General features: G+C 68.0%; 23 protein-coding genes. 14 read left to right on the plus strand and 9 right to left on the minus strand.

Annotation, left to right across the window (positions count from 1 at the left end; translation table 11 throughout):
• Nucleotides 1–393: 393 nt before the first annotated feature.
• On the plus strand, nucleotides 394–720 hold the full coding sequence (locus H8R02_RS14065; RefSeq protein ID WP_222622493.1) for a WGxxGxxG family protein: 327 nt from the start codon (nucleotides 394–396) through the stop codon (nucleotides 718–720).
• A 169-nt stretch (nucleotides 721–889) separates the two neighbouring features.
• Entirely contained in the window at nucleotides 890–1,105 is a 216-nt protein-coding gene (locus H8R02_RS14070; protein WP_187082073.1) for a DUF3820 family protein, read from the plus strand.
• Here H8R02_RS14070 and H8R02_RS14075 read toward each other — a convergent pair.
• The gene (locus tag H8R02_RS14075) at nucleotides 1,102–1,410 is read right to left on the minus strand and encodes a c-type cytochrome (RefSeq protein ID WP_187082074.1); all 309 of its coding nucleotides are present in this window, start codon (nucleotides 1,408–1,410) and stop codon (nucleotides 1,102–1,104) included. The two genes, H8R02_RS14070 and H8R02_RS14075, sit on opposite strands and share 4 nt — an antisense overlap.
• Nucleotides 1,368–1,634: a hypothetical protein gene (locus tag H8R02_RS14080; protein WP_187082075.1), complete on the minus strand. Its 267-nt coding sequence runs from the start codon at nucleotides 1,632–1,634 to the stop codon at nucleotides 1,368–1,370. The genes H8R02_RS14075 and H8R02_RS14080 overlap by 43 nt, the downstream gene beginning before the upstream one ends.
• Nucleotides 1,635–1,671: 37 nt before the next feature.
• Between H8R02_RS14080 and H8R02_RS14085 the strand changes: the two genes are divergently transcribed.
• From H8R02_RS14085 to H8R02_RS14095, 3 genes are all read left to right on the plus strand, one after another.
• On the plus strand, nucleotides 1,672–2,661 hold the full coding sequence (locus H8R02_RS14085; RefSeq protein WP_187082076.1) for an ABC transporter substrate-binding protein: 990 nt from the start codon (nucleotides 1,672–1,674) through the stop codon (nucleotides 2,659–2,661).
• A 66-nt stretch (nucleotides 2,662–2,727) separates the two neighbouring features.
• Entirely contained in the window at nucleotides 2,728–4,404 is a 1,677-nt protein-coding gene (locus tag H8R02_RS14090) for an alkaline phosphatase D family protein (protein WP_187082077.1), read from the plus strand.
• Between the two features lie 86 nt (nucleotides 4,405–4,490).
• Nucleotides 4,491–7,184 carry a PAS-domain containing protein gene (locus tag H8R02_RS14095; RefSeq protein ID WP_187082078.1) on the plus strand — a complete coding sequence of 898 codons (2,694 nt, stop codon included), beginning with the start codon at nucleotides 4,491–4,493 and terminating at the stop codon, nucleotides 7,182–7,184.
• Between the two features lie 50 nt (nucleotides 7,185–7,234).
• Here H8R02_RS14095 and H8R02_RS14100 read toward each other — a convergent pair whose 3' ends face one another.
• A complete protein-coding gene (locus tag H8R02_RS14100) occupies nucleotides 7,235–7,588 on the minus strand; it encodes a hypothetical protein (protein WP_187082079.1) in 354 nt (117 codons plus the stop codon).
• A 137-nt stretch (nucleotides 7,589–7,725) separates the two neighbouring features.
• On the opposite strand from H8R02_RS14100, the gene H8R02_RS14105 reads away from it, so the two are divergent.
• Together H8R02_RS14105 and H8R02_RS14110 are read left to right on the plus strand one after the other, a co-directional pair.
• Complete coding sequence (locus H8R02_RS14105; protein WP_187082080.1) at nucleotides 7,726–8,559, plus strand: aldo/keto reductase; 834 nt, start codon at nucleotides 7,726–7,728, stop codon at nucleotides 8,557–8,559.
• A 2-nt stretch (nucleotides 8,560–8,561) separates the two neighbouring features.
• Nucleotides 8,562–9,095: a GrpB family protein gene (locus tag H8R02_RS14110; RefSeq protein ID WP_187082081.1), complete on the plus strand. Its 534-nt coding sequence runs from the start codon at nucleotides 8,562–8,564 to the stop codon at nucleotides 9,093–9,095.
• A gap of 8 nt (nucleotides 9,096–9,103) precedes the next feature.
• Here the strand turns inward: H8R02_RS14110 and H8R02_RS14115 are convergent, their stop codons facing one another.
• From H8R02_RS14115 to H8R02_RS14130, 4 genes are all read right to left on the minus strand, one after another.
• Entirely contained in the window at nucleotides 9,104–9,370 is a 267-nt protein-coding gene (locus H8R02_RS14115) for a hypothetical protein (RefSeq protein ID WP_187082082.1), read from the minus strand.
• Between the two features lie 225 nt (nucleotides 9,371–9,595).
• Nucleotides 9,596–9,955 (minus strand): hypothetical protein, encoded by a 360-nt coding sequence (locus H8R02_RS14120; RefSeq protein ID WP_187082083.1) that lies wholly within the window; start codon nucleotides 9,953–9,955, stop codon nucleotides 9,596–9,598.
• Nucleotides 9,871–10,218, minus strand: coding sequence for a histidine phosphatase family protein (locus tag H8R02_RS30800; RefSeq protein ID WP_187082084.1), 348 nt, complete (start codon nucleotides 10,216–10,218; stop codon nucleotides 9,871–9,873). The genes H8R02_RS14120 and H8R02_RS30800 overlap by 85 nt, the downstream gene beginning before the upstream one ends.
• 5 nt (nucleotides 10,219–10,223) lie before the next feature.
• Entirely contained in the window at nucleotides 10,224–10,826 is a 603-nt protein-coding gene (locus H8R02_RS14130) for a DUF938 domain-containing protein (RefSeq protein ID WP_187082085.1), read from the minus strand.
• Nucleotides 10,827–10,891: 65 nt separating this feature from the next.
• Here H8R02_RS14130 and H8R02_RS14135 point away from each other — a divergent pair, with 65 nt between their 5' ends.
• On the plus strand, nucleotides 10,892–11,098 hold the full coding sequence (locus tag H8R02_RS14135) for a dodecin (RefSeq protein ID WP_187082086.1): 207 nt from the start codon (nucleotides 10,892–10,894) through the stop codon (nucleotides 11,096–11,098).
• A gap of 6 nt (nucleotides 11,099–11,104) precedes the next feature.
• Here the strand turns inward: H8R02_RS14135 and H8R02_RS14140 are convergent, their stop codons facing one another.
• Nucleotides 11,105–11,284, minus strand: coding sequence for a hypothetical protein (locus H8R02_RS14140; protein ID WP_187082087.1), 180 nt, complete (start codon nucleotides 11,282–11,284; stop codon nucleotides 11,105–11,107).
• Between the two features lie 92 nt (nucleotides 11,285–11,376).
• On the opposite strand from H8R02_RS14140, the gene H8R02_RS14145 reads away from it, so the two are divergent.
• A complete protein-coding gene (locus H8R02_RS14145; protein ID WP_187082088.1) occupies nucleotides 11,377–11,946 on the plus strand; it encodes a tripartite tricarboxylate transporter substrate binding protein in 570 nt (189 codons plus the stop codon).
• A 72-nt stretch (nucleotides 11,947–12,018) separates the two neighbouring features.
• On the opposite strand, the gene H8R02_RS14150 is transcribed toward H8R02_RS14145, so the two are convergent.
• Entirely contained in the window at nucleotides 12,019–12,372 is a 354-nt protein-coding gene (locus tag H8R02_RS14150) for a hypothetical protein (RefSeq protein WP_187082089.1), read from the minus strand.
• 59 nt (nucleotides 12,373–12,431) lie between these two features.
• Between H8R02_RS14150 and H8R02_RS14155 the strand changes: the two genes are divergently transcribed.
• The 5 genes from H8R02_RS14155 (at nucleotide 12,432) to H8R02_RS14175 (ending at nucleotide 17,208) form a co-directional block, all read left to right on the plus strand.
• Nucleotides 12,432–13,130 carry a GntR family transcriptional regulator gene (locus tag H8R02_RS14155; protein ID WP_187082090.1) on the plus strand — a complete coding sequence of 233 codons (699 nt, stop codon included), beginning with the start codon at nucleotides 12,432–12,434 and terminating at the stop codon, nucleotides 13,128–13,130.
• Between the two features lie 103 nt (nucleotides 13,131–13,233).
• Entirely contained in the window at nucleotides 13,234–14,211 is a 978-nt protein-coding gene (locus H8R02_RS14160) for a tripartite tricarboxylate transporter substrate binding protein (RefSeq protein WP_187082091.1), read from the plus strand.
• A gap of 4 nt (nucleotides 14,212–14,215) precedes the next feature.
• On the plus strand, nucleotides 14,216–15,364 hold the full coding sequence (locus tag H8R02_RS14165) for a mandelate racemase/muconate lactonizing enzyme family protein (RefSeq protein WP_187082092.1): 1,149 nt from the start codon (nucleotides 14,216–14,218) through the stop codon (nucleotides 15,362–15,364).
• A 4-nt stretch (nucleotides 15,365–15,368) separates the two neighbouring features.
• The gene (locus H8R02_RS14170) at nucleotides 15,369–16,262 is read left to right on the plus strand and encodes a fumarylacetoacetate hydrolase family protein (protein WP_187082093.1); all 894 of its coding nucleotides are present in this window, start codon (nucleotides 15,369–15,371) and stop codon (nucleotides 16,260–16,262) included.
• Nucleotides 16,252–17,208 (plus strand): NAD(P)-dependent oxidoreductase, encoded by a 957-nt coding sequence (locus H8R02_RS14175; protein WP_187082094.1) that lies wholly within the window; start codon nucleotides 16,252–16,254, stop codon nucleotides 17,206–17,208. Before H8R02_RS14170 ends, H8R02_RS14175 begins: the two co-directional genes overlap by 11 nt.
• The last annotated feature ends 11 nt before the right edge of the window (nucleotides 17,209–17,219 follow it).

The raw sequence follows: 17,219 nt of genomic DNA on the forward strand, positions 1-17,219 counted from the left end.
AAAAGGGGCCGTGAGGCCCCTCAAATCGACAGGAAAACCGATGAAACCCGCTCGCGCGAACCTCAGATCCAGCCTCGCGAAACGCGTGCGTCGAAAATCGGCCGCTAAATCAGCGTAGCCCTAGCTAGTTGGCCTGCTCGCGCTGATGCACGAGATCGACCACAACGGGCTCAAGCATCTGCTCGATCCTTTGCGCGGCCGCCCTTCCTAGCGGCCCCCGAAGAAGAGCCCCGGCCACCGGCCTTCGCGACCTCCCTCAGCGGGTTCGCCGCTTGTGTAGGACACGTCTATTGCTGGCCCGCCCCCGTTTACATCGCCCGCGGTCCTCCCCCGACGAAGCCCCCCATTGGCTGCGCGCAACCATGTAGTCACACCAACCAAGGAGCAGTACACATGAAAAAACTTTCCCTGATCGCCGCCGTCGTCGCCTTGGGCACGGCCTGTGCCATGCCCGTGATGGCTCAAGACACGATGACGATGGGCTCGGGCCGCAGCACTGCCAATACGCAATCCACGGCCGCCGCTCCGGACACGGCGAGCACGTCCACGCAGACGATGGGCGCCGGCCCGTCCGACATGGGCTCTTCGTCGACGACGCAGCGTGACGACCATCGCGACATGGGCTGGATCGGCCTGCTCGGCCTGGCCGGCCTGCTGGGCCTGCGCCGCAAGCGCCACGACCACCACGAAAACTACAACCGCACTTCCACCGCGCGCTGATGTTCTTCTTCTTCTCGAACAAGCTCGGCTGGGTCGGTTCGATCCTGGTCTCTCTCGTGCTCTCGCTGCTGGTCTGGGCCTTGTTGAAGCTCTTCTAGCGCAGGGCGGTTGACGGTGCGGGGTGGGCCCAGGCTCACCCCGCTTTGCTTCAGCGCGCGACAATGCCAGCATGTCGGACCCGCTCGACCTCCTCGTCAAAACCGAAATGCCCTACGGCAAGCACAATGGCACGCTCATCGCGGACCTCCCCGGCAACTACCTGAACTGGTTCGCCCGCGAAGGCTTCCCCCCGGGCCAGCTGGGCCGCCTGCTCGCCCTGATGCACGAGATCGACCACAACGGGCTCAAGCACCTTCTCGATCCCTTGCGCAACCGACGTCCCTAACGCCCGCCAAGAGGCATCGGCGGCAGCGAGCGCAGGTAAGCCATCATCGCCGCAATGTCGGCATCGGTCATCAGGCGGTACGCCGCCGTCGGCATCACGGGCTTGTACTTGATCCCCTGCGGGCTCACGTTCTCGCGCAGCGCCGCCGCGAACTGCGCTTCGCTCCAGTCGCGCAGCCCGCTCTCGTGCGGCGTGAGGTTGCGGCTCAGGCTGTCGCCGTACGGCCGCTTCAGCAGCTGGCCGCCGGCGCCCGTGAACTGCTTCAGCGGCTTGCCGCTGTCGTCTCGCGGCGTATGGCAACCCATGCGGCGCGGTAGCTTTCGAAGGGCATGGGCGGCCCGATGACGCTGCCGTCCGGCCGGATGCCCTCGCGGATCGCGCGCGCCAGTTCGGCATCGGTCCACTTGCCGATGCCCGTCTCGGGGTCCGGCGTGATGTTGGACGCGAATGCGCGATACGCCGGCTCCGGCAGCGCGATCCCGCCGGCCAGGCCGAGGGCGGGCTTGCGCTCGCCATTCAAAGCCTCCATCCGTGACGATCACAACGGTAGCGCGATAAACTGCGCCATGCCCGACACAGCTCGCGCAACGTCTCGCCGCCACGCGGTGGTGGCATTCTGTGCGGGCGTCCTGGCGGCACGCTTTGCGCGTGCCCAGGCCAAGGTCCATCGTATCGGTTACCTCACCCCGGGTGCAAACGGCAGCGCCCTCCAGAACGCTTTCTTCCAGGGCATGCGCGCGCTGGGCTATGTCGAAGGCGCCAATCTCGCCGTCGAAAAACGTTTCACCGGCAACCAGTACGAGCTGTTCCCCGGCCTTGCGGCCGAACTCGTGAAGCTGAAGATGGACGTGATCGTCGCCGTCACGACCCCCGCCGCGCTCGCGGTGCAGAAGGCAAGCAGCACGATCCCCACGGTTGCCATCTCCGTGAGCGACCCGGTGGCCTCCGGCCTTGCATCGAGCCTGGGGCGGCCGGGCGGCAACGTCACGGGCATGTCGGACACGACCACGGACCTCGCCCCGAAGCTGCTCGAGCTGTTGAAGAGCCTCAAGCCGGCACTTGCGCGCGTGGCACTCCTGGTCAACCCTGGCAATCCCAATCACCTGGTCTACGCCAACGCGTTCCCGCCGGCGGCTACCCAGTTCGGTGTGGCGGTTGCTCGTTACGACGCAAGCTCGGTGCAGGAGCTGGAGCGCGCCTTCACCCTCATGGCCGATGCGCGGCCGGACGGGCTGGTCGTTGCCACCGACGCATTTCTCTATAACCACAGTGCGCTGATCGCGAAGCTTGCATTGGCCAACAAGCTGCCTGCGGTGTTCGCATACCGGCAGGAAGCGCTCAATGGCGGGCTGATGAGCTATGGGCCCAGCAGCCTGGACCTCTTCCGCCGCGCCGCGGGCACGGTGGACAAGATCCTGCGGGGCGCCAAGCCGGGCGAACTGCCCTTCGAGCAGCCGACGCTGTTCGACCTTGTCGTCAATCTCAAGACGGCGAACGCGCTCGGCATCAAGGTGCCGCAGTCGCTGCTGGTGCGCGCCACCGAAGTTGTCGAGTAACGCGCAACCCCAGCTCATCCACATCTCCGGGGTAAGCTGAGCGGCTACGTTCCAGGGGAGACCTCCATGCCGCAACAAGACTTGCCCGGCGCACCCGAACCCGCCGACATCGACTTCACCCGCCGGCGCCTCATGCTCGGCGCGGGCTCCGCCATCGCGCTCGGCAGCACACTGGGCCTGGCCGCATGCGGCGGCGGCGGCGACGCGGAGAAGGAGCCCTTCGGCTTCGGCGTCGCGAGTGGCGACCCGCTGGCGGACCGCGTCATCATCTGGACGCGTGCGAACCGGCTCTCGGAGTCGGTCACGCTGCAGTGGGAGATGGCGCTCGACACGTCTTTCACCAACATCGTGAAATCGGGCACCGCGCTGGCCGAACTCGCGCACGACAGCACCGTGAAGGTGGACGTGACCGGCCTGCAGCCCGCCACCACGTACTTCTACCGGTTCAAGAACGGCTCGGTCATTTCCGAAACGGGCCGCACGCGCACGCTGCCGGTCGGCGGCGTGCAGCAGGTCAAGCTCGGCGTTTTCTCGTGCGCCGCCTATTCGATCGGGCAGTTCCACGTCTACAACCACGCCGCCGCCCGCGGTGACCTCGACGCAGCGCTCATGCTGGGCGACTACATCTACGAGACGGGCCTCACCGACACCGAGCAGCTGGCCGCGCGCGTCATCGGGCGCGAGGCCGACCCGAAGGGCGAACTGCACACGCTCAACGAGTACCGCCTGCGTTACCAGCGCTACCACTCCGACGCCGACCTGCGCGGCATCCGCCGCAACATGCCGCTGATCGGCGTGTGGGACGACCACGAGATCGTCAACGACCTGTGGCGCGATGGCGCAGGCGGGCACGACCCGGCCACCGAAGGCAGCTTTGCCGCGCGCAGGGCCGCGGCCGTGCAGGCGTACCACGAGTGGATGCCCACGCGCACCGGCACGGACCCGCTCAGGATCTACCGCTCCTTCGACTTCGGCAACCTGGTGTCGCTGCACATGCTCGACACGCGCCTCATCGGCCGCGATGCGCCGATCGGCCGCGACGCTTACCTCGCAGGTGCGGCGGACGCGCCGGGCCGCCAGATGCTCGGCCCCGAACAGGAGGCGTGGCTGGCCGCGGGGCTGCAGGCATCCTCTGCCACGTGGCAGGTGCTGGGGCAGCAGGTGGTGTTCGGCGGCATGCGCATCCCGCTGTCCGTCTACGACAACTTCAGCGAGGACGCGATCAACGCCTTCCTCGCCGCGCTGGACACGCCGGAGGCCTCGCGCAGCGACGCGCAACGCGCGCTCCTCGCACAGCCGCGCATCGGCTACGAGCTCACCAACTGGGACAGCTTTCCCGCGGCGCGCGAGCGCGTGATGGCGATGGCTCGCGCCGGCGACAGGAACCTGGTGGTGCTCTCGGGCGACAGCCACAACGCGTGGGCGCACGACCTGCGCGACGCGGCCGGCCGTCGCATCGGTGTGGAGTTTGCAACCCCCTCGGTGACGTCGACGGGCCTGGAGATCGCGCACCCGAAGGTCGCGCGCGGCTTCCTTGCCGATTCGTTCCTGCGCATGGTGCCGGACCTGAAGTACGCGGACACCGCGCGGCGCGGCTACGTGGCGGTGAATTTCACGCCCACGTCGGTCACGGGCGAGTTCGTGTTCGTGACTTCCGTCCTGGAGAACAACTATTCGGCGGCCGTGGGCCCGGCGCTGCAAGCGCAGGCGGGGCCGGCGGGGCGCGAACTCAGGAGGGTGTAGGGGCAGGGAACTGGCGGGCGGCCGCCGGTGCGCTACAGTTTGAGCCTCATCAATGGATGAGCTCGACCCCGTCGGGAGACTGTCGCATGGAAAACGAATCGCCGCCTCCGCGTCCGCTTGCCGGCGGCAACGGCGACATGCTCACGCGGGCCGAAGAAATGGCCAAGGTAGGCGGCTGGGTCACCGATCTGGCCGACCGCACTTTGGCCTGGACGCCCGGCATGCATGCGATCCACGGCGTGCCCGCGGACTACAAGCCGTCCTTCAACGAACACCGCCGCTTCTTCGACGACGCATCCAACGCGCAGATCGACCGCGCCGCCGATGCGGCGGTCAAGGAGGGCAAGGGCTGGGACCTGCAGTTGCCGATGCGCCGCCCGGACGGCTCGCAGGTCTGGGTGCGCTCGGTGGGCCACGTGGAATGGCAAGAGGGGCGTGTCCGCAGGCTGGTGGGTACCCTGCAGGACATCACGGAGCTGCACGAGCGCGAGGTGAAGCTGGCGGCCGCGAACGAGCTGCTCCACTCCGTCGTCGACAACCTGCCCTGCGGCCTGAGCGTGTTCGACGAATCGCTGCGCCTGCTGGTCGACAACGCGGAATTCAGGCGGCTGCTCGGCCTGCCCCCGTCGCTCTTCGCGGACGGCGCGGTGGACTTCCAGCGGATCATCCGTTTCAATGCCGACCGCGGCGAATACGGGCCCGACGCCGATGCGGCATTCGAGTCGATCGTGGCGCGCGCGGCGGCGCCCGTTCCGCACGCGTTCCACCGCACGCGGCCAAACGGCACCGTCCTCGACATCCGCGGCGCGCCGCTGCCCCGCGGCGGCTTCGTCACCACGTACATGGACGTCACCGCGGAGAGCCGGATGCGGGAGGCCCTGCGCCGCAGCGAAGAGCGCCAGGCGCGTGCCCTGGATGCGTCCCGCGTCGTGCTCTGGGACTACGACGCCGCAGCGGACGTGCTCTACCTCTCCGAACGCTGGTCGGAGCTGATGGGGGAGCCCCGTGCCCCGACGGTCACCTCGATGTCCGCCCTGGTCGCACGCATTCCGCAAGAAGAGCGCGAGGCCGTGCGCGCAGCGTGGTTCGCCGCGTTGAGAGGCACGGCCGGCCAGTTCACGAGCGAACACCGGGTGGTCGCCGCCTCCGGCAACGAGGTCTGGTTCATGGTGCAGGGCAGGGTGGTCGAGAGGGACACGGGCGGCAGGGCACTGCGAGTGACCGGTACGAATACCGACATCACGCGCCGCAAGGCGATGGAGAGCGCGCTGGAGGCCGCCAAGGCCGCGGCAGAGCGGTCCAATCGGGCAAAGAGCGACTTCGTTGCCACGATCAGCCATGAGATGAGGACGCCGCTGCACGGCGTGCTGACCTTGCTGCGGCTGATCCCCGCGCAGCACGACCCCGCCGTTGCGGCAAGGTATGCGGGGCTCGCGGAGTCCAGCGCGCAGGCCATGCTGAAATTGATCGACGAGCTGCTCGACGACAGCAAGCTCGAGGCCGGCAAACTCCAGATAGCTGCCGCGCAGTTCGACCAGGAGGCGATGCTCGACGAGCTCGGCGCGGTCTTTCGCGAGCGCGCACGCGAGAAGGACCTCGAGTTCGTCGTCCAGCGTGGCGCGGGCGTGCCCGGGTACGTCAGGCTGGACGGTTTTCGCCTGCGGCAGATCCTGCAGAACCTGCTCGCCAACGCGATCAAGTTCACCGGGTCGGGGTCGATCACGCTGGCCGTCTCGTGCGAAGCGGACGGCATGCTCGCCTATGAGGTGCGGGACACCGGCATCGGCATGAGCGAGGGGGCACTCGCGCGCTTGTTCGACCGGTTCCACCAGGCCGACGCTGCGACGGCAGCGCGCTTCGGCGGAACGGGGCTGGGGCTGGCCATCTCGAAGGAGCTGGCCCAGCTGATGGGGGGCGACATCACGGTGACGAGCGAGGAGGCGGTGGGTACCCGATTCCTGCTGCGGGTTCCCTTCGAACCGTGCGATGCGCCCCGGCACGGCTTCGCGCCGACGGCGGCGCCGGTGGCGCAGCCGATGTACAGGCGCGATGGCAGGGTGGTTGTCGTGGACGACAACGAATTGAACCGGCTCGTCGCCTGCGAACTGCTCAAGCGCCTCGGCGTGAAAGAGGTGGACACGGCGACCGACGGGCACGCCGGAGTGGAACTTGTACTTGCGCGCCGGCCCGACCTCGTGCTGATGGATTGCCAGATGCCCGGGTTGGACGGCTACGAAGCCGCAGCGCGCCTGCGGCAATCCGGCTATGACGGCGGCATCGTCGCATTCACGGCGGGGCAAGGCGAGGCGGAGCTTGCGCGTTGCAGGGCGGCGGGCATGGACGCCACGCTGGGCAAGCCCGTGGACGTGCAGACGCTGCGTGCCGTCCTCGACCAATGGCTGGTGCGGGATGCGCAGCGTACCGAGCTGGACTTCAACCGGGCCGCTTTCGAGGACCGCTTCGCGTCGGATCGTGACCTGGGCCGCATGGCGCTGGTGATCTTCGTGGAAACCGGGGCTTCGGACATTCGCGCGCTGCTCGAGGAAGCGCAGCGCGGTGACCGCCAAGCCATCCACAGGATCTCGCACAAGCTGGCCGGCAGTGCCGGTACCGTGGCTGCCGACCGGGTGTGGAAGCTGTCCACATGGCTGGAGGCATTCGCCGCGGAAGCCGCGATCGACGAGCTCGGGCAAGCGGCGCAGAAGCTTCGCGATGCGTTTGACCGCTTCGCGGGCGCGGCGCAAGCTGAGCTCGCTCGGCGCGGGCAGGGTGACCGGTAACCGGCTGCTGGCCGAGCTCGCGGGTGGCTGGGCGCCGATTGCTTTGATCGTCAGCGATACCGCGGGTCGTTCGGGAAGCGGTCGTACGCGTTCGGCACGCCGTCGCCGTCGTTGTCGTACTGCGGCGCCATCGCGTACGGCGTGCCACTGGAGATCACGTTGCCGTACTGGTCGACGTAGGTCGGCTGGCTCACGATGGTCTGCCGGCCGTCCTTGTCGACCTGCACCTGGCGGCCGTACGCGTCGGTGTACACCTGCACGATCGTGCCGGCCGGGCGCGGGTCGTACGGGATGCCGAAGATGCTGGAGATGGCGTTCCCCACGCTGTCGATCACGTCGGCTTGCGCCACACCGCCGAACGCGCATGCAGCCACGGCGGCTGCGGTCAAGATGAACTTCTTCATGAGCTACTCCTGTGCGGATCATTCCGCTTTCAGCCATTGCAACCGCGAGCCGGCAGCAGCGGCAGCAGTGCACCGGCCGCGCAGGTGTGCGGCGAGTCCTGCGCGGCTGTAGGCCCGGGAGGCTCATACTTGGCCCCATGAAAACCATCACGCTGCCCAGCGGTGAAACAGTGCCTGCGCTGGGCCAAGGCACATGGATGCTCGGCGACGACCCGGCTCGCCGCCAGGAAGAGATAGCGACCATCCAGCTTGGTATCGACCTGGGGCTCACGCTGGTGGACACGGCAGAGATGTACGGCGACGGCCGCAGCGAGTCGCTCGTCGGCGAGGCCATCGCGAGGCGGCGCGACGACGTGTTCCTGGTCAGCAAGGTCTATCCGCACAACGCTTCGCGCGCCGCGATGCGCCGCTCGTGCGAGGCGAGCCTGCGCCGGCTGCGCGTGGAAACGCTGGACCTGTACCTGCTGCACTGGGAGGGCAGCGTTCCGCTCGGCGAAACCGTGGAGGCTTTCGAGGCGTTGCAGCGGGCGGGGAAGATCCGGCAATGGGGCGTCAGCAATTTCGACACGGATGCGATGGAGCGCCTCTGGCGCACGCCCGGCGGCGATGCGTGCCAGACGAACCAGGTGCTCTACAACCTCGGCAGCCGCGGCATCGAGTGGGACCTGCTGCCCGCCATGCGCGCTCGCGGGCTGCCCGTCATGGCGTATTCGCCGTTCGACCAGGGGCGGCTGCTGCGCAACGCGAAGCTCGTGCGGTTCGCCCGCGCGTGCGGGATGACGCCTGCGCAGGTGGCGCTGGCGTGGCTGCTTGCGCGTGACGGGGTGATTGCGATCCCGAAGACGGGGCGGCGGCAGGCGCTGGAAGAGAACGTTGCGGCTTCCGCGCGACCGCTGTCCGCCGACGAGCTGGCCGAACTGGACAAGGTGTTTGCGCCGCCCGCGGGTGCGACGCCGCTTGCGATGCTGTGACCATGGGTGACGATCTCGACCGGGCGATCCACGAGGACATCGTGCTCGTTCCCCACCGCCCCGAGTGGGCGATGGCGTTCGAGCGCGAGAAGGAGCGCCTGCTCGGCCTCTACCCTCGTGAGTTCGTGCAGATCGAACACTTCGGCAGCACCGCCGTCCCGGGCATGCCGGCCAAACCGATCATCGACATGCTTGCGGGCGTGGCTGCCATGAGCAGTGCGGACGCATTGCTGGAGTCGCTGCTGTCCAACGGCTACACGACCTCGCGCGAGTTCAACGCGATGCTGCATGACCGCAAGTGGTTGATGCGCGCCAGGGACGGGCGGCGCACCCACCACCTCCACATCGTGGAGTACGGGGGCATGCAGTGGCGAGACCGGCTGCGCTTCCGTGATGCGTTGAGGCAATCGCCGGGGCTCGCGCAGTCGTATGCGGAGCGGAAGGCGCGCCTTGCCGTCGCGCATCGGGGTGACCGGGAAGCCTATACGGACGCGAAGAGCGGGTTCGTGGCGCGCGTGCTTGCGTTGCAGCCGTGATCGCCCGGCTACGGACGACTCCTTTTGCCGCGCGCCTTAGTAGAAGATGCCACCAAGGCCTGCGCCTCCTTCACCCTGCTGCCCACGAACCGCGTCCAGAAGTGCTCGTCGTGCATCCGGTCCTTGTAGAAGGGCACGGAAGAGAGCCGTTCTTTGTACAGTCGTGACGCCAGGAGGACCAGCTGCTCGAAGTCCTCCTTGCCCGAGTAGGCGGGCGATATCACCCGCTCCGAGAGGGGAACGGTCAGGCGCTTGGAACTGGCGAGCGTGGACATCGTAGGTGATCGAGTTTGCCGCTGGTTCGGCAGCAGGCCAGTTCGAGCAACGTTGTTGCAAGTGACTCGGCGGGATCTGCGTTGGCGATGGGGTTCGGAGCCTCCATTGCTCAATTCTGCCTCCAGTCCTCGAGGCCCAGCCAAGGTAGCGTCCACGCGAGCCCAATGCGCACAGGGAGCCTCCTACACTCCGGCCCATGCGCCGGTATCGGATCAACGCCGCCGTTACCTCGCGCTGAACTGCCAGCCGCTGCCATACCGCAGTTCGGTGAACGCAAGCGGGCGCGGCTGCCCCGCCGGCAGCACGATGTGCCAGAGGTGATCGAACTCGTTGCGTGGGTAGCAGCTGTTGTCCGTGCACGGAACGGGAATGCCGAGGCGGTTCAGCACCGCGTAGATGTTCTCGCTGTTCAGTGCCGCCAGGGCCACACTCCCGGGCGGAAGCGACAGCAACGCGTGCGCAATCGGCTCGATCGGGGCACGGCGCGAAGTCTGGTCGGTCACTGGCTGCCCTTCCAGCATGGAACCGGGCTTCGGGAGCTGGACGATCTCCAGCGCGTGCACTTGCGCGATGCCATCAAGCATCTGCCTGGCCCGCACCTGTGCGTGGCGAAGAGATGCGTGAAGCGCACGCCCTTCACTGTTTCGGCGAGTTGTTGCGCCCGCGCGCGGCCCTGCGCGCTGAGCGGCAGCGTCTCGGGCCGTGAAGCGTCTGTCTCGGCGTGGCGCACGATGATCACGGTCACCGGCTTCTGCGCGCCACCAGGTGCGAGGGAGCTGCTGGATTCCGGCGTCGTGCTGCACGCAGCAACAAAGGTGGCAGCCGCCAGGACGAACAATGTTTTCATCCGTATCACCCCCGCTCGAACACGAGCAACAGGTTGTTCGCAGGCATCGGTTGCCGCCGCGTCAAGGCGAGGCCATTGCGCGCGGCCTGAGCAGCAACATCATCCAGCTGCCGAATCCCCCACGACGGATCCCGCGCCCGCAAGCTCTCGTCGAACTCAAGGTTGCTCGGGGCCGTCGTGACGTTCTTCTCGAAGTAGGGCCCATACGTCACCAGCACGCCGCCAGCCGCGAGGTGCCGTGCGGCTCCGGCCATGAGCCCGACGCACGCCTCCCAAGGCGCGATGTGGATCATGTTCGCGCAGAAGATCGCGTCGAACTTGCCCGTCACCGGCCACTGCGGCTGCATCACGTCGAGCCACAGGGGAGGCAGCACATTGCCCAACCCGGACTGCGCAGCCCTCTCGGCGATGACGGGCACCATGTCCGCATCGAAGTCCGTCGGCTGCCACGTCCACCCGGGCAGGCCGGCGGCGAACCACACCGTGTGCTGCCCCGTCCCCGAAGCGATCTCCAGCGCGGTGCCGCGCTCACCCAGGAGGGCCCTGAGCTGCGCAAGGATGGGCTCCTTGTTGCGGTCGGCGGGCGCGCTGTGGGGGAGGGTGGACATGACGAGCGAGGCTCAGGATAACGCCGAAAGCGCACATACTCCACCCAGCCCCCAAGGAGCCCACCATGTCCAGCCACGTCTACAAGATCCTCGAACTCACGGGTTCGTCGCCCACCGGCATCGAGGATGCGGTGAACACCGCGCTCGCCAAGGCCAGCGAAACCGTTCGCAACCTGCAGTGGTTCCAGGTCGTCGAAACGCGCGGCCACATCCAGGGCGGCAAGGTCGCCCACTGGCAGGTCACGCTCAAGGTCGGCTTTACGCTCGAGTGACAGGGATCAGCGCCCGCACGACCCCAGCCACGGGTCGTAGCACCAGACGGTGGCGGGCGCCATTGGTGCGCCCATCACCACGACGGTCGGCATCGGTGAAGTGACGACGGCTGCGCGTTGCGGCGGTGCCGTGCTGCACGCGGCGAGACCGGCCACGACGATGAGAGAGAAGAGGATCCTGGACATCGCATTGCTCCTTGGTCCCAGCATCGGTCGCGGACACCCGCTTCGCAGTGGGAATAACGACTGACCTCATGTCGGTGTGGACAGGCTGAGCAGTGCGCCATGCGGGTTCCCACACGTTCGAGGACTTCGTCGCTGCCGCGCGCCAGAAGACGCTGGCCGTCGGCAACGGCGGCAACGGCTCCACTTGGCACCTCGCGGCGGCGTCTATCGAGGAGAAGACCGGCCTGAAGTTCACGCACGTGCCGTTTGGCGGTGCGGCGCCGGCGATCCTGTCGCTGCTCGGTGGCCACCTCGACGCGGTGACCGTGAGCGCCGCCGAAGTGTCGACGCACGTAGCGGGCGGCAAGCTGAAGGTGCTCGCGGTCATGGGCGACCAGCGCATCAAGGGTTTCGAGAAGGTGCCCACGCTGAAGGAGCGCGGTGTCGACGTGGTGATGGGCACGTTCCGCGGCCTCGCGGTTCCCAAGGGCACGCCGCAGGACGTCGTGGATGCCTTGCGCGCGGCCACCGCGAAGACGGCGCGCGAGCAGTCCCTGCTCGACGCGCTCGACAAGCAGAACATGGGCTATGCGTATGCCGAAGGCGATGCGTTCCGGCAGCTGATGGCACGCGACCATGCGACGTTCAAGACGCTGATCGGGAAGCTTGGGATCAAGCCGTAGCGTCTTCGTGCAAGGCCGCCACCGCGCCCGCGAGCCCGCGAGCTCGTGATCGGGAACGGCCGCTTGAGGGCTTCAGGTCCCCGCAACCAGCCTGGCTTGTGCGTCCTGGAACGCCCGCTCCAGCGTCTGGGCGCTGGCGAGCTCTTTCTGGATCCGCGCCACGGCCTCGGGCGCACGGTCCGCGGGGTCCTCGATGGCGAGTTCGATCAGCGTCAATGCATAAGTCAGGCGCTCCCCGTGCAAGGCGCCGAGTGCGTGCATCAGGTGCACGGATTCCCAGGCGTCGGGCTCCCGGCCGTCGGCGACACGGATTTCCTTGAGGACCGCCAGCGCGAATGCGGCGACGACCTGGACCTTCTGGTCCCTGTTCATCTCCCGGAAGGCGCGGTCGGTGGGGGCGAGGTTGTAAAGCTGGTCTCGGTTCATGAGCCTGCCCATTATTCCAGTGCACGGCGACCGCGTCGCGCAGGTTCACAATTGCGCCTATGACTTCGCCCCGCCTCAACACGATCGAGCGCAGCACGCTCTGGGACCGTGCCTATGTCGCCCTGAAGGACGCGATCCTGGCGGGCAAGTTCGCGCCGGGCAGCCGCGTGGTGCTGCGCCAGGTGGCCGACGACCTGGGCATCAGCCTCACGCCGGTGCGCGATGCCGTGAACCACCTCATCGCCGAGAAGGTGCTCGATCGCGGCGGCCTCGGCCCCGGCGGTGCGGCGATCGTGCCGCTGCTGGATGCGGACCAGTTCAGCCAGCTCATGACCATCCGCAGCAGCCTCGAACCCATGGCTGCCCAGGCGGCGGCGGCGCACACCACCGCCGAGGGCTTGCACGCCGTCGAGCGCCTGCTCGTGGAGATGAAGCGCTCGGTGCAGGAGAACCGCACCGAGCAGTACCTGCAGGCGCACTACCAGTTCCACTTCCGCATCTACGAGATGTGCCACATGCCCATCGTGGAAGAGATCATCGAGAACGCCTGGCTGCGCTGCGCGCCCACGCTGCGCCTGGCCTTGCCCGAATACATCCCGGGCCTGAAGCGCTACGAGTGCCACGTTGCCACGCTCGCCGCGCTCGCCCGCGGCGACGGCGCGTCGGCGGCGGCGGCCATCCGCTCCGACATCGAGAGCGCGCGCGAGGACATCACGGCCCTGCTCGTGCAGCAGCAGGAACGGCGCGCCCACGGCTGAGGCGGCATGCCCCGGCGCTGCGGCGGGACATCCAAGCTCGGCTTTGTTGTTTGTTATAACATTGCGCCTGAGTCCAGCCCAGACCTCACCAGGAGACACCCCCATGCGCAAATTCATTGCCCGCCTCGCGGCGGCCGCCCTGACTGCCGCCTGCCTTGCCGCAAGCGCCGCCGACCCGTTCCCCAACAAGGAGATCAAGCTCGTCGTGCCGTGGAACGCCGGCGGCTCGAACGACATCGCCGCGCGCCAGCTGTCGAGCATCCTGGCCGAAGACGGCATCCGCCTGATCGTCGAGAACGTGCCGGGCGCCACCGGCTCCATCGGCATGACCAAGGTCGCCAACGCCGAGCCGGACGGCTACACCATCGGCATGGGCACCAGCTCCACGCTCGCGCTGATCGCGCAGGGCCTGACGCCGCTGAAGAACGAGCAGTTCGCGCCGATCGCGCGCGTCACGCTCGACCCGCTGGTGCTGCTGGTGCCGACGGGCGCCCCGTACGCCAAGGACCTGCCCACCTTCCTCGACTACGTGAAGAAGAACCCCGGCAAGGTGTCGATCGGCACGCCCGGCAACAACAACCTCAACCACATCTTCGCCGTGATGACGGGCCGCGCCGCCGGCACCGAGATCATCGCCGTGCCGTACACCGGCGGCGCCAAGGTGATCACCGACCTGGCCGGCAAGCAGATCCAGGCCGCCGTGCTCAAGCCCTCCGAGAGCAAGGGCCAGATCGACGCCGGGCTGGTCAAGCCCATCGCGGTGTTCGCCAACGAGCGCCTGAAGAACCTGAAGGACGTGCCGACCTTCAAGGAAAAGGGCTACGACGTGTTCCCGTACGGCCCGCTGGTGCAGATGGCCTACCTCGTCGCGCCGGCCGGCACGCCGGCACCCGTGCGCGAGAAGCTCACGCAGATCTTCCACAAGGCCATCCAGAGCCCGAAGTTCCGCCAGCCGACGGAAGCCGCCGGCGCCGTCGTAGACGACGTCACCGGTGCCGCACTCGAGCGCGAGATCAACAACGTCCAGAAGTCGCTCAACGAAGTGGGCAAGAAGGTCTTCGTGGCCGAGAAGAAGCAGTAACGCCATGACCACGTCCACCATCAAGAAAGTCACCTGCCACGTGGTCTCCGCGCCCGTGGAGCGCCCCTTCACCTCGTCGCGCGGCTGGCTGTACAAGACCCGCGGTTCGTGCATCGTGGAGATCGAGACCAGCGACGGCATCGTCGGCTGGGGCGAGTGCTACGGCCCCTCGGCCGTGGCCAAGGCCTTCATCGACACGCAGTTCGGCCCGCGCATCATCGGCCGCGACGCCTTCGACGTGGAGGTGATCTGGGAAGACCTGTACAACCGCATCAAGGACTACGGCACCACCGGCATGGCGATCTCGGCGCTCTCGGGCATCGACATCGCGCTGTGGGACATCATCGGCAAGTCCACCAACAAGCCGATCCACAAGCTGATCGGCGGCGCCTACCGCAGCGAGGTCACCTGCTACGCCACGGGCCTCTACTTCATCGACATGGACCGCCTCATCGAGGAAGCGGTGGAAGAGGGGTGCGAGTTCGCCGAGCAGGGCTTCCAGGCCATCAAGATGAAGATCGGCCTGGGCGACCCCAAGCTGGACATCCGCCGCGTGGCCGCGGTGCGCGAGGCGATCGGCGACAAGGTGCGCCTGATGGTCGACGCCAACCACTGCTTCACCGTGCCGCAGGCCATCCGCATCGGCCGCGAGCTGGAGAAGCTGGACATCGAGTGGTTCGAGGAGCCGATCTCCCCCGAGGACGTCGACGGCTACATCGAAGTGACGCGCGCGCTGGACATGGCCGTGGCGGGTGGCGAGAACGCCTTCACCCGCTGGGGCTTCCGCGACCTGGTCGTGCGCAAGGCGATGGATATCGTGCAGCCGGACGTGTGCGCCGCCGGCGGCATCAGCGAGTGCCGCAAGATCGCCGCGCTGGCGATGACGCACGGCGTGGAATGCGTGCCGCATGCCTGGGGCTCCGCCATCGGCGTGGCCGCCACGCTGCACTTCCTGGCCGCGCTGCCGGACCAGCCGCCGTCCTATCGCCCGATGCCGCCGATGCTGGAGTTCGAGCAATGCGAGAACCCCTTCCGCGACCACCTGTCGCGCGAGCCGATCGTGCAGCAGCGCGGCAAAGTGCAGATCCCCACGGGCGCGGGCCTGGGCATCGAGATCGACCGCAAGGTCCTCGACAAGTACCGCGTCGGCTGAAGCGATGAGGTTCGTCACCTTCACCGGCGCGTCCGGCACACCCACCACCGGCGTCGTGCACGGCGAGCAGGTGCTGGACCTCTCGCACCCGGCCTGTGCCGCGATCGTGGGCGGCACGGCCCCCACGCTGCTGCAGATGGTGGAGCAGGGCCTCGCGCGCTGGGCCGACCGGCTCTCGAGTGCCGCGGTTCCTGCGCAGGCGCTGCGGCCGCTCGCGCAGGTGAAGCTGCTTGCGCCGCTGCGCCCCGGCAAGATCGTCGGGGCCGCCTTCAACTTCACCGACGCGCTGGCCGAGCGCAACATGAAGGAGCCGGCCGAGCCGGTCACTTTCGTGCGCTCCGGCTGCACGGTGGTGGGGCCCGGCGAGCCGATTCTGATTCCGCCCGACGTCGGCAACGTGGGCTACGAAGCGGAGCTCGCGGTGGTGATCGGCAAGCGCGCGCTGCGCGTGAGCCCCGAGCAGGCGATGCGCTGCGTGGCCGGCTACACCGCGCACAACGACGTGAGCGGCAGCGACCTGGTCAAGGGCGACGGCGGCAACTTCGTGCGCGGCAAGAACCTGCCGGCATCGTCGCCGCTCGGCCCGTGGATCGCGACGCCGGACGAAGTGCCGGACCCGTACGCCGTGCGCATCCGCCTCGACATCGATGGGCGGCCGCTGCAAGATGGGTCCACCGCGACGATGCTGTTCCGCATCGCCGAACTGATTTCATACGTCTCGCATCGCATGCCGCTGGAGCCCGGCGACGTGATCGCAACGGGCACGCCTGCCGGCGTCGCGGCGATGCACACGCCTGCGGCATGGCTTGCTCCGGGACAGACCGTCACGGTGGAAGTCGAGGGCTTCGGCCGCCTGTCCAACCCGGTGCAAAGAGGGGAGCCTTTCCTTGAAAACTAAGCCGCGCGTCCTGCTGACGAACCCGATCCACCCGCAGCTGCTGCCTGTCCTGGAGCAGCATTGCGAGGTGGTGCTCGCGCCCGGCACGAAACCGGAGACGCTGGAACGCCTGGTCGCGGACGTCGAAGGCCTCGTCGTGCGCGCGCAGTTGCCGCCCACGATCTTCGATCACGCGCCGAAACTGCGCGCGGTCGTGCGGCATGGGGTCGGCCTCGACATGATCCCGGTGGAGGCTGCCACCGCCAAAGGCATTCCCGTGGCCAACTTGCCGGGCTCCAACACGCAGGCGGTCGTCGAGTACTGCCTGGCCGCGATGCTGCACCTGCGCCGCGGCCTCGCCACCCTCGATGCGCGCCTGCGCAGCGATGGCTGGGCCGCAGCGCGTCCGCTCGCGGACCGCGGCACCGAGCTCGGCGGCAGCACGCTGGGCATCGTCGGTGTCGGTGCCATCGGCAGCCGACTTGCCAGCCTGGGCAACGCGATGGGCATGCGCGTGCTGGGCCTCACCCGCCGCCCGGACAGCCTGCCCGCGGGCGTGAACGCCGCGGACAAGGCGACGCTGTTCGCGCAAGCGGATGTCGTGGTCCTGTGCTGCCCGCTGAACGAGCAGACGCGCGGCCTGGTGGATGCAGCGACGCTGGCCACCATGAAACGCGACGCGATCCTCGTCAACGTGTCGCGCGGTCCCGTCGTCGACACGCCGGCCCTGCTGGCCGCGCTGCGTGAAGACCGGCTGGGCGGCGCGGCGCTCGACGTGCACGACAAGCAGCCGCTCACCGGCGAGGAGCCGGTGTTCTCTGCGCCCAGGCTGCTGCTGACGCCGCACGTGGCCGGCATCACCGACACGAGCATGCGGGCCATGAGCGAGGGCGCGATCGCCACGTTGCTGGCCCTGCTGCGCGGCGAACGCCCCGCCAACGTGGTCAACCCCGAAGTCTTCCGCTGAACAACCTTTCA

Origin of the sequence: Ramlibacter albus, assembly GCF_014297445.1 — a bacterium.
In the GTDB taxonomy this organism is placed as follows: Bacteria; Pseudomonadota; Gammaproteobacteria; order Burkholderiales; family Burkholderiaceae_C; genus Ramlibacter; species Ramlibacter albus.

What these genes read in the sequence shown, in the direction of transcription:
- H8R02_RS14170 (WP_187082093.1), top strand. Translation starts at nt 15,369, where the DNA reads ATGAGGTTCGTCACCTTCACCGGCGCGTCCGGCACACCCACCACCGGC.
- H8R02_RS14090 (WP_187082077.1), top strand. Translation starts at nt 2,728, where the DNA reads ATGCCGCAACAAGACTTGCCCGGCGCACCCGAACCCGCCGACATCGAC.
- H8R02_RS14130 (WP_187082085.1), bottom strand. Translation starts at nt 10,826, where the DNA reads ATGTCCACCCTCCCCCACAGCGCGCCCGCCGACCGCAACAAGGAGCCC.
- H8R02_RS30800 (WP_187082084.1), bottom strand. Translation starts at nt 10,218, where the DNA reads ATGAAAACATTGTTCGTCCTGGCGGCTGCCACCTTTGTTGCTGCGTGC.
- H8R02_RS14070 (WP_187082073.1), top strand. Translation starts at nt 890, where the DNA reads ATGTCGGACCCGCTCGACCTCCTCGTCAAAACCGAAATGCCCTACGGC.
- H8R02_RS14085 (WP_187082076.1), top strand. Translation starts at nt 1,672, where the DNA reads ATGCCCGACACAGCTCGCGCAACGTCTCGCCGCCACGCGGTGGTGGCA.
- H8R02_RS14160 (WP_187082091.1), top strand. Translation starts at nt 13,234, where the DNA reads ATGCGCAAATTCATTGCCCGCCTCGCGGCGGCCGCCCTGACTGCCGCC.
- H8R02_RS14100 (WP_187082079.1), bottom strand. Translation starts at nt 7,588, where the DNA reads ATGAAGAAGTTCATCTTGACCGCAGCCGCCGTGGCTGCATGCGCGTTC.
- H8R02_RS14120 (WP_187082083.1), bottom strand. Translation starts at nt 9,955, where the DNA reads ATGCTTGATGGCATCGCGCAAGTGCACGCGCTGGAGATCGTCCAGCTC.
- H8R02_RS14135 (WP_187082086.1), top strand. Translation starts at nt 10,892, where the DNA reads ATGTCCAGCCACGTCTACAAGATCCTCGAACTCACGGGTTCGTCGCCC.
- H8R02_RS14065 (WP_222622493.1), top strand. Translation starts at nt 394, where the DNA reads ATGAAAAAACTTTCCCTGATCGCCGCCGTCGTCGCCTTGGGCACGGCC.
- H8R02_RS14140 (WP_187082087.1), bottom strand. Translation starts at nt 11,284, where the DNA reads ATGTCCAGGATCCTCTTCTCTCTCATCGTCGTGGCCGGTCTCGCCGCG.
- H8R02_RS14155 (WP_187082090.1), top strand. Translation starts at nt 12,432, where the DNA reads ATGACTTCGCCCCGCCTCAACACGATCGAGCGCAGCACGCTCTGGGAC.
- H8R02_RS14080 (WP_187082075.1), bottom strand. Translation starts at nt 1,634, where the DNA reads ATGGAGGCTTTGAATGGCGAGCGCAAGCCCGCCCTCGGCCTGGCCGGC.
- H8R02_RS14150 (WP_187082089.1), bottom strand. Translation starts at nt 12,372, where the DNA reads ATGAACCGAGACCAGCTTTACAACCTCGCCCCCACCGACCGCGCCTTC.
- H8R02_RS14075 (WP_187082074.1), bottom strand. Translation starts at nt 1,410, where the DNA reads ATGGGTTGCCATACGCCGCGAGACGACAGCGGCAAGCCGCTGAAGCAG.
- H8R02_RS14095 (WP_187082078.1), top strand. Translation starts at nt 4,491, where the DNA reads ATGGAAAACGAATCGCCGCCTCCGCGTCCGCTTGCCGGCGGCAACGGC.
- H8R02_RS14165 (WP_187082092.1), top strand. Translation starts at nt 14,216, where the DNA reads ATGACCACGTCCACCATCAAGAAAGTCACCTGCCACGTGGTCTCCGCG.
- H8R02_RS14115 (WP_187082082.1), bottom strand. Translation starts at nt 9,370, where the DNA reads ATGTCCACGCTCGCCAGTTCCAAGCGCCTGACCGTTCCCCTCTCGGAG.
- H8R02_RS14105 (WP_187082080.1), top strand. Translation starts at nt 7,726, where the DNA reads ATGAAAACCATCACGCTGCCCAGCGGTGAAACAGTGCCTGCGCTGGGC.
- H8R02_RS14110 (WP_187082081.1), top strand. Translation starts at nt 8,562, where the DNA reads ATGGGTGACGATCTCGACCGGGCGATCCACGAGGACATCGTGCTCGTT.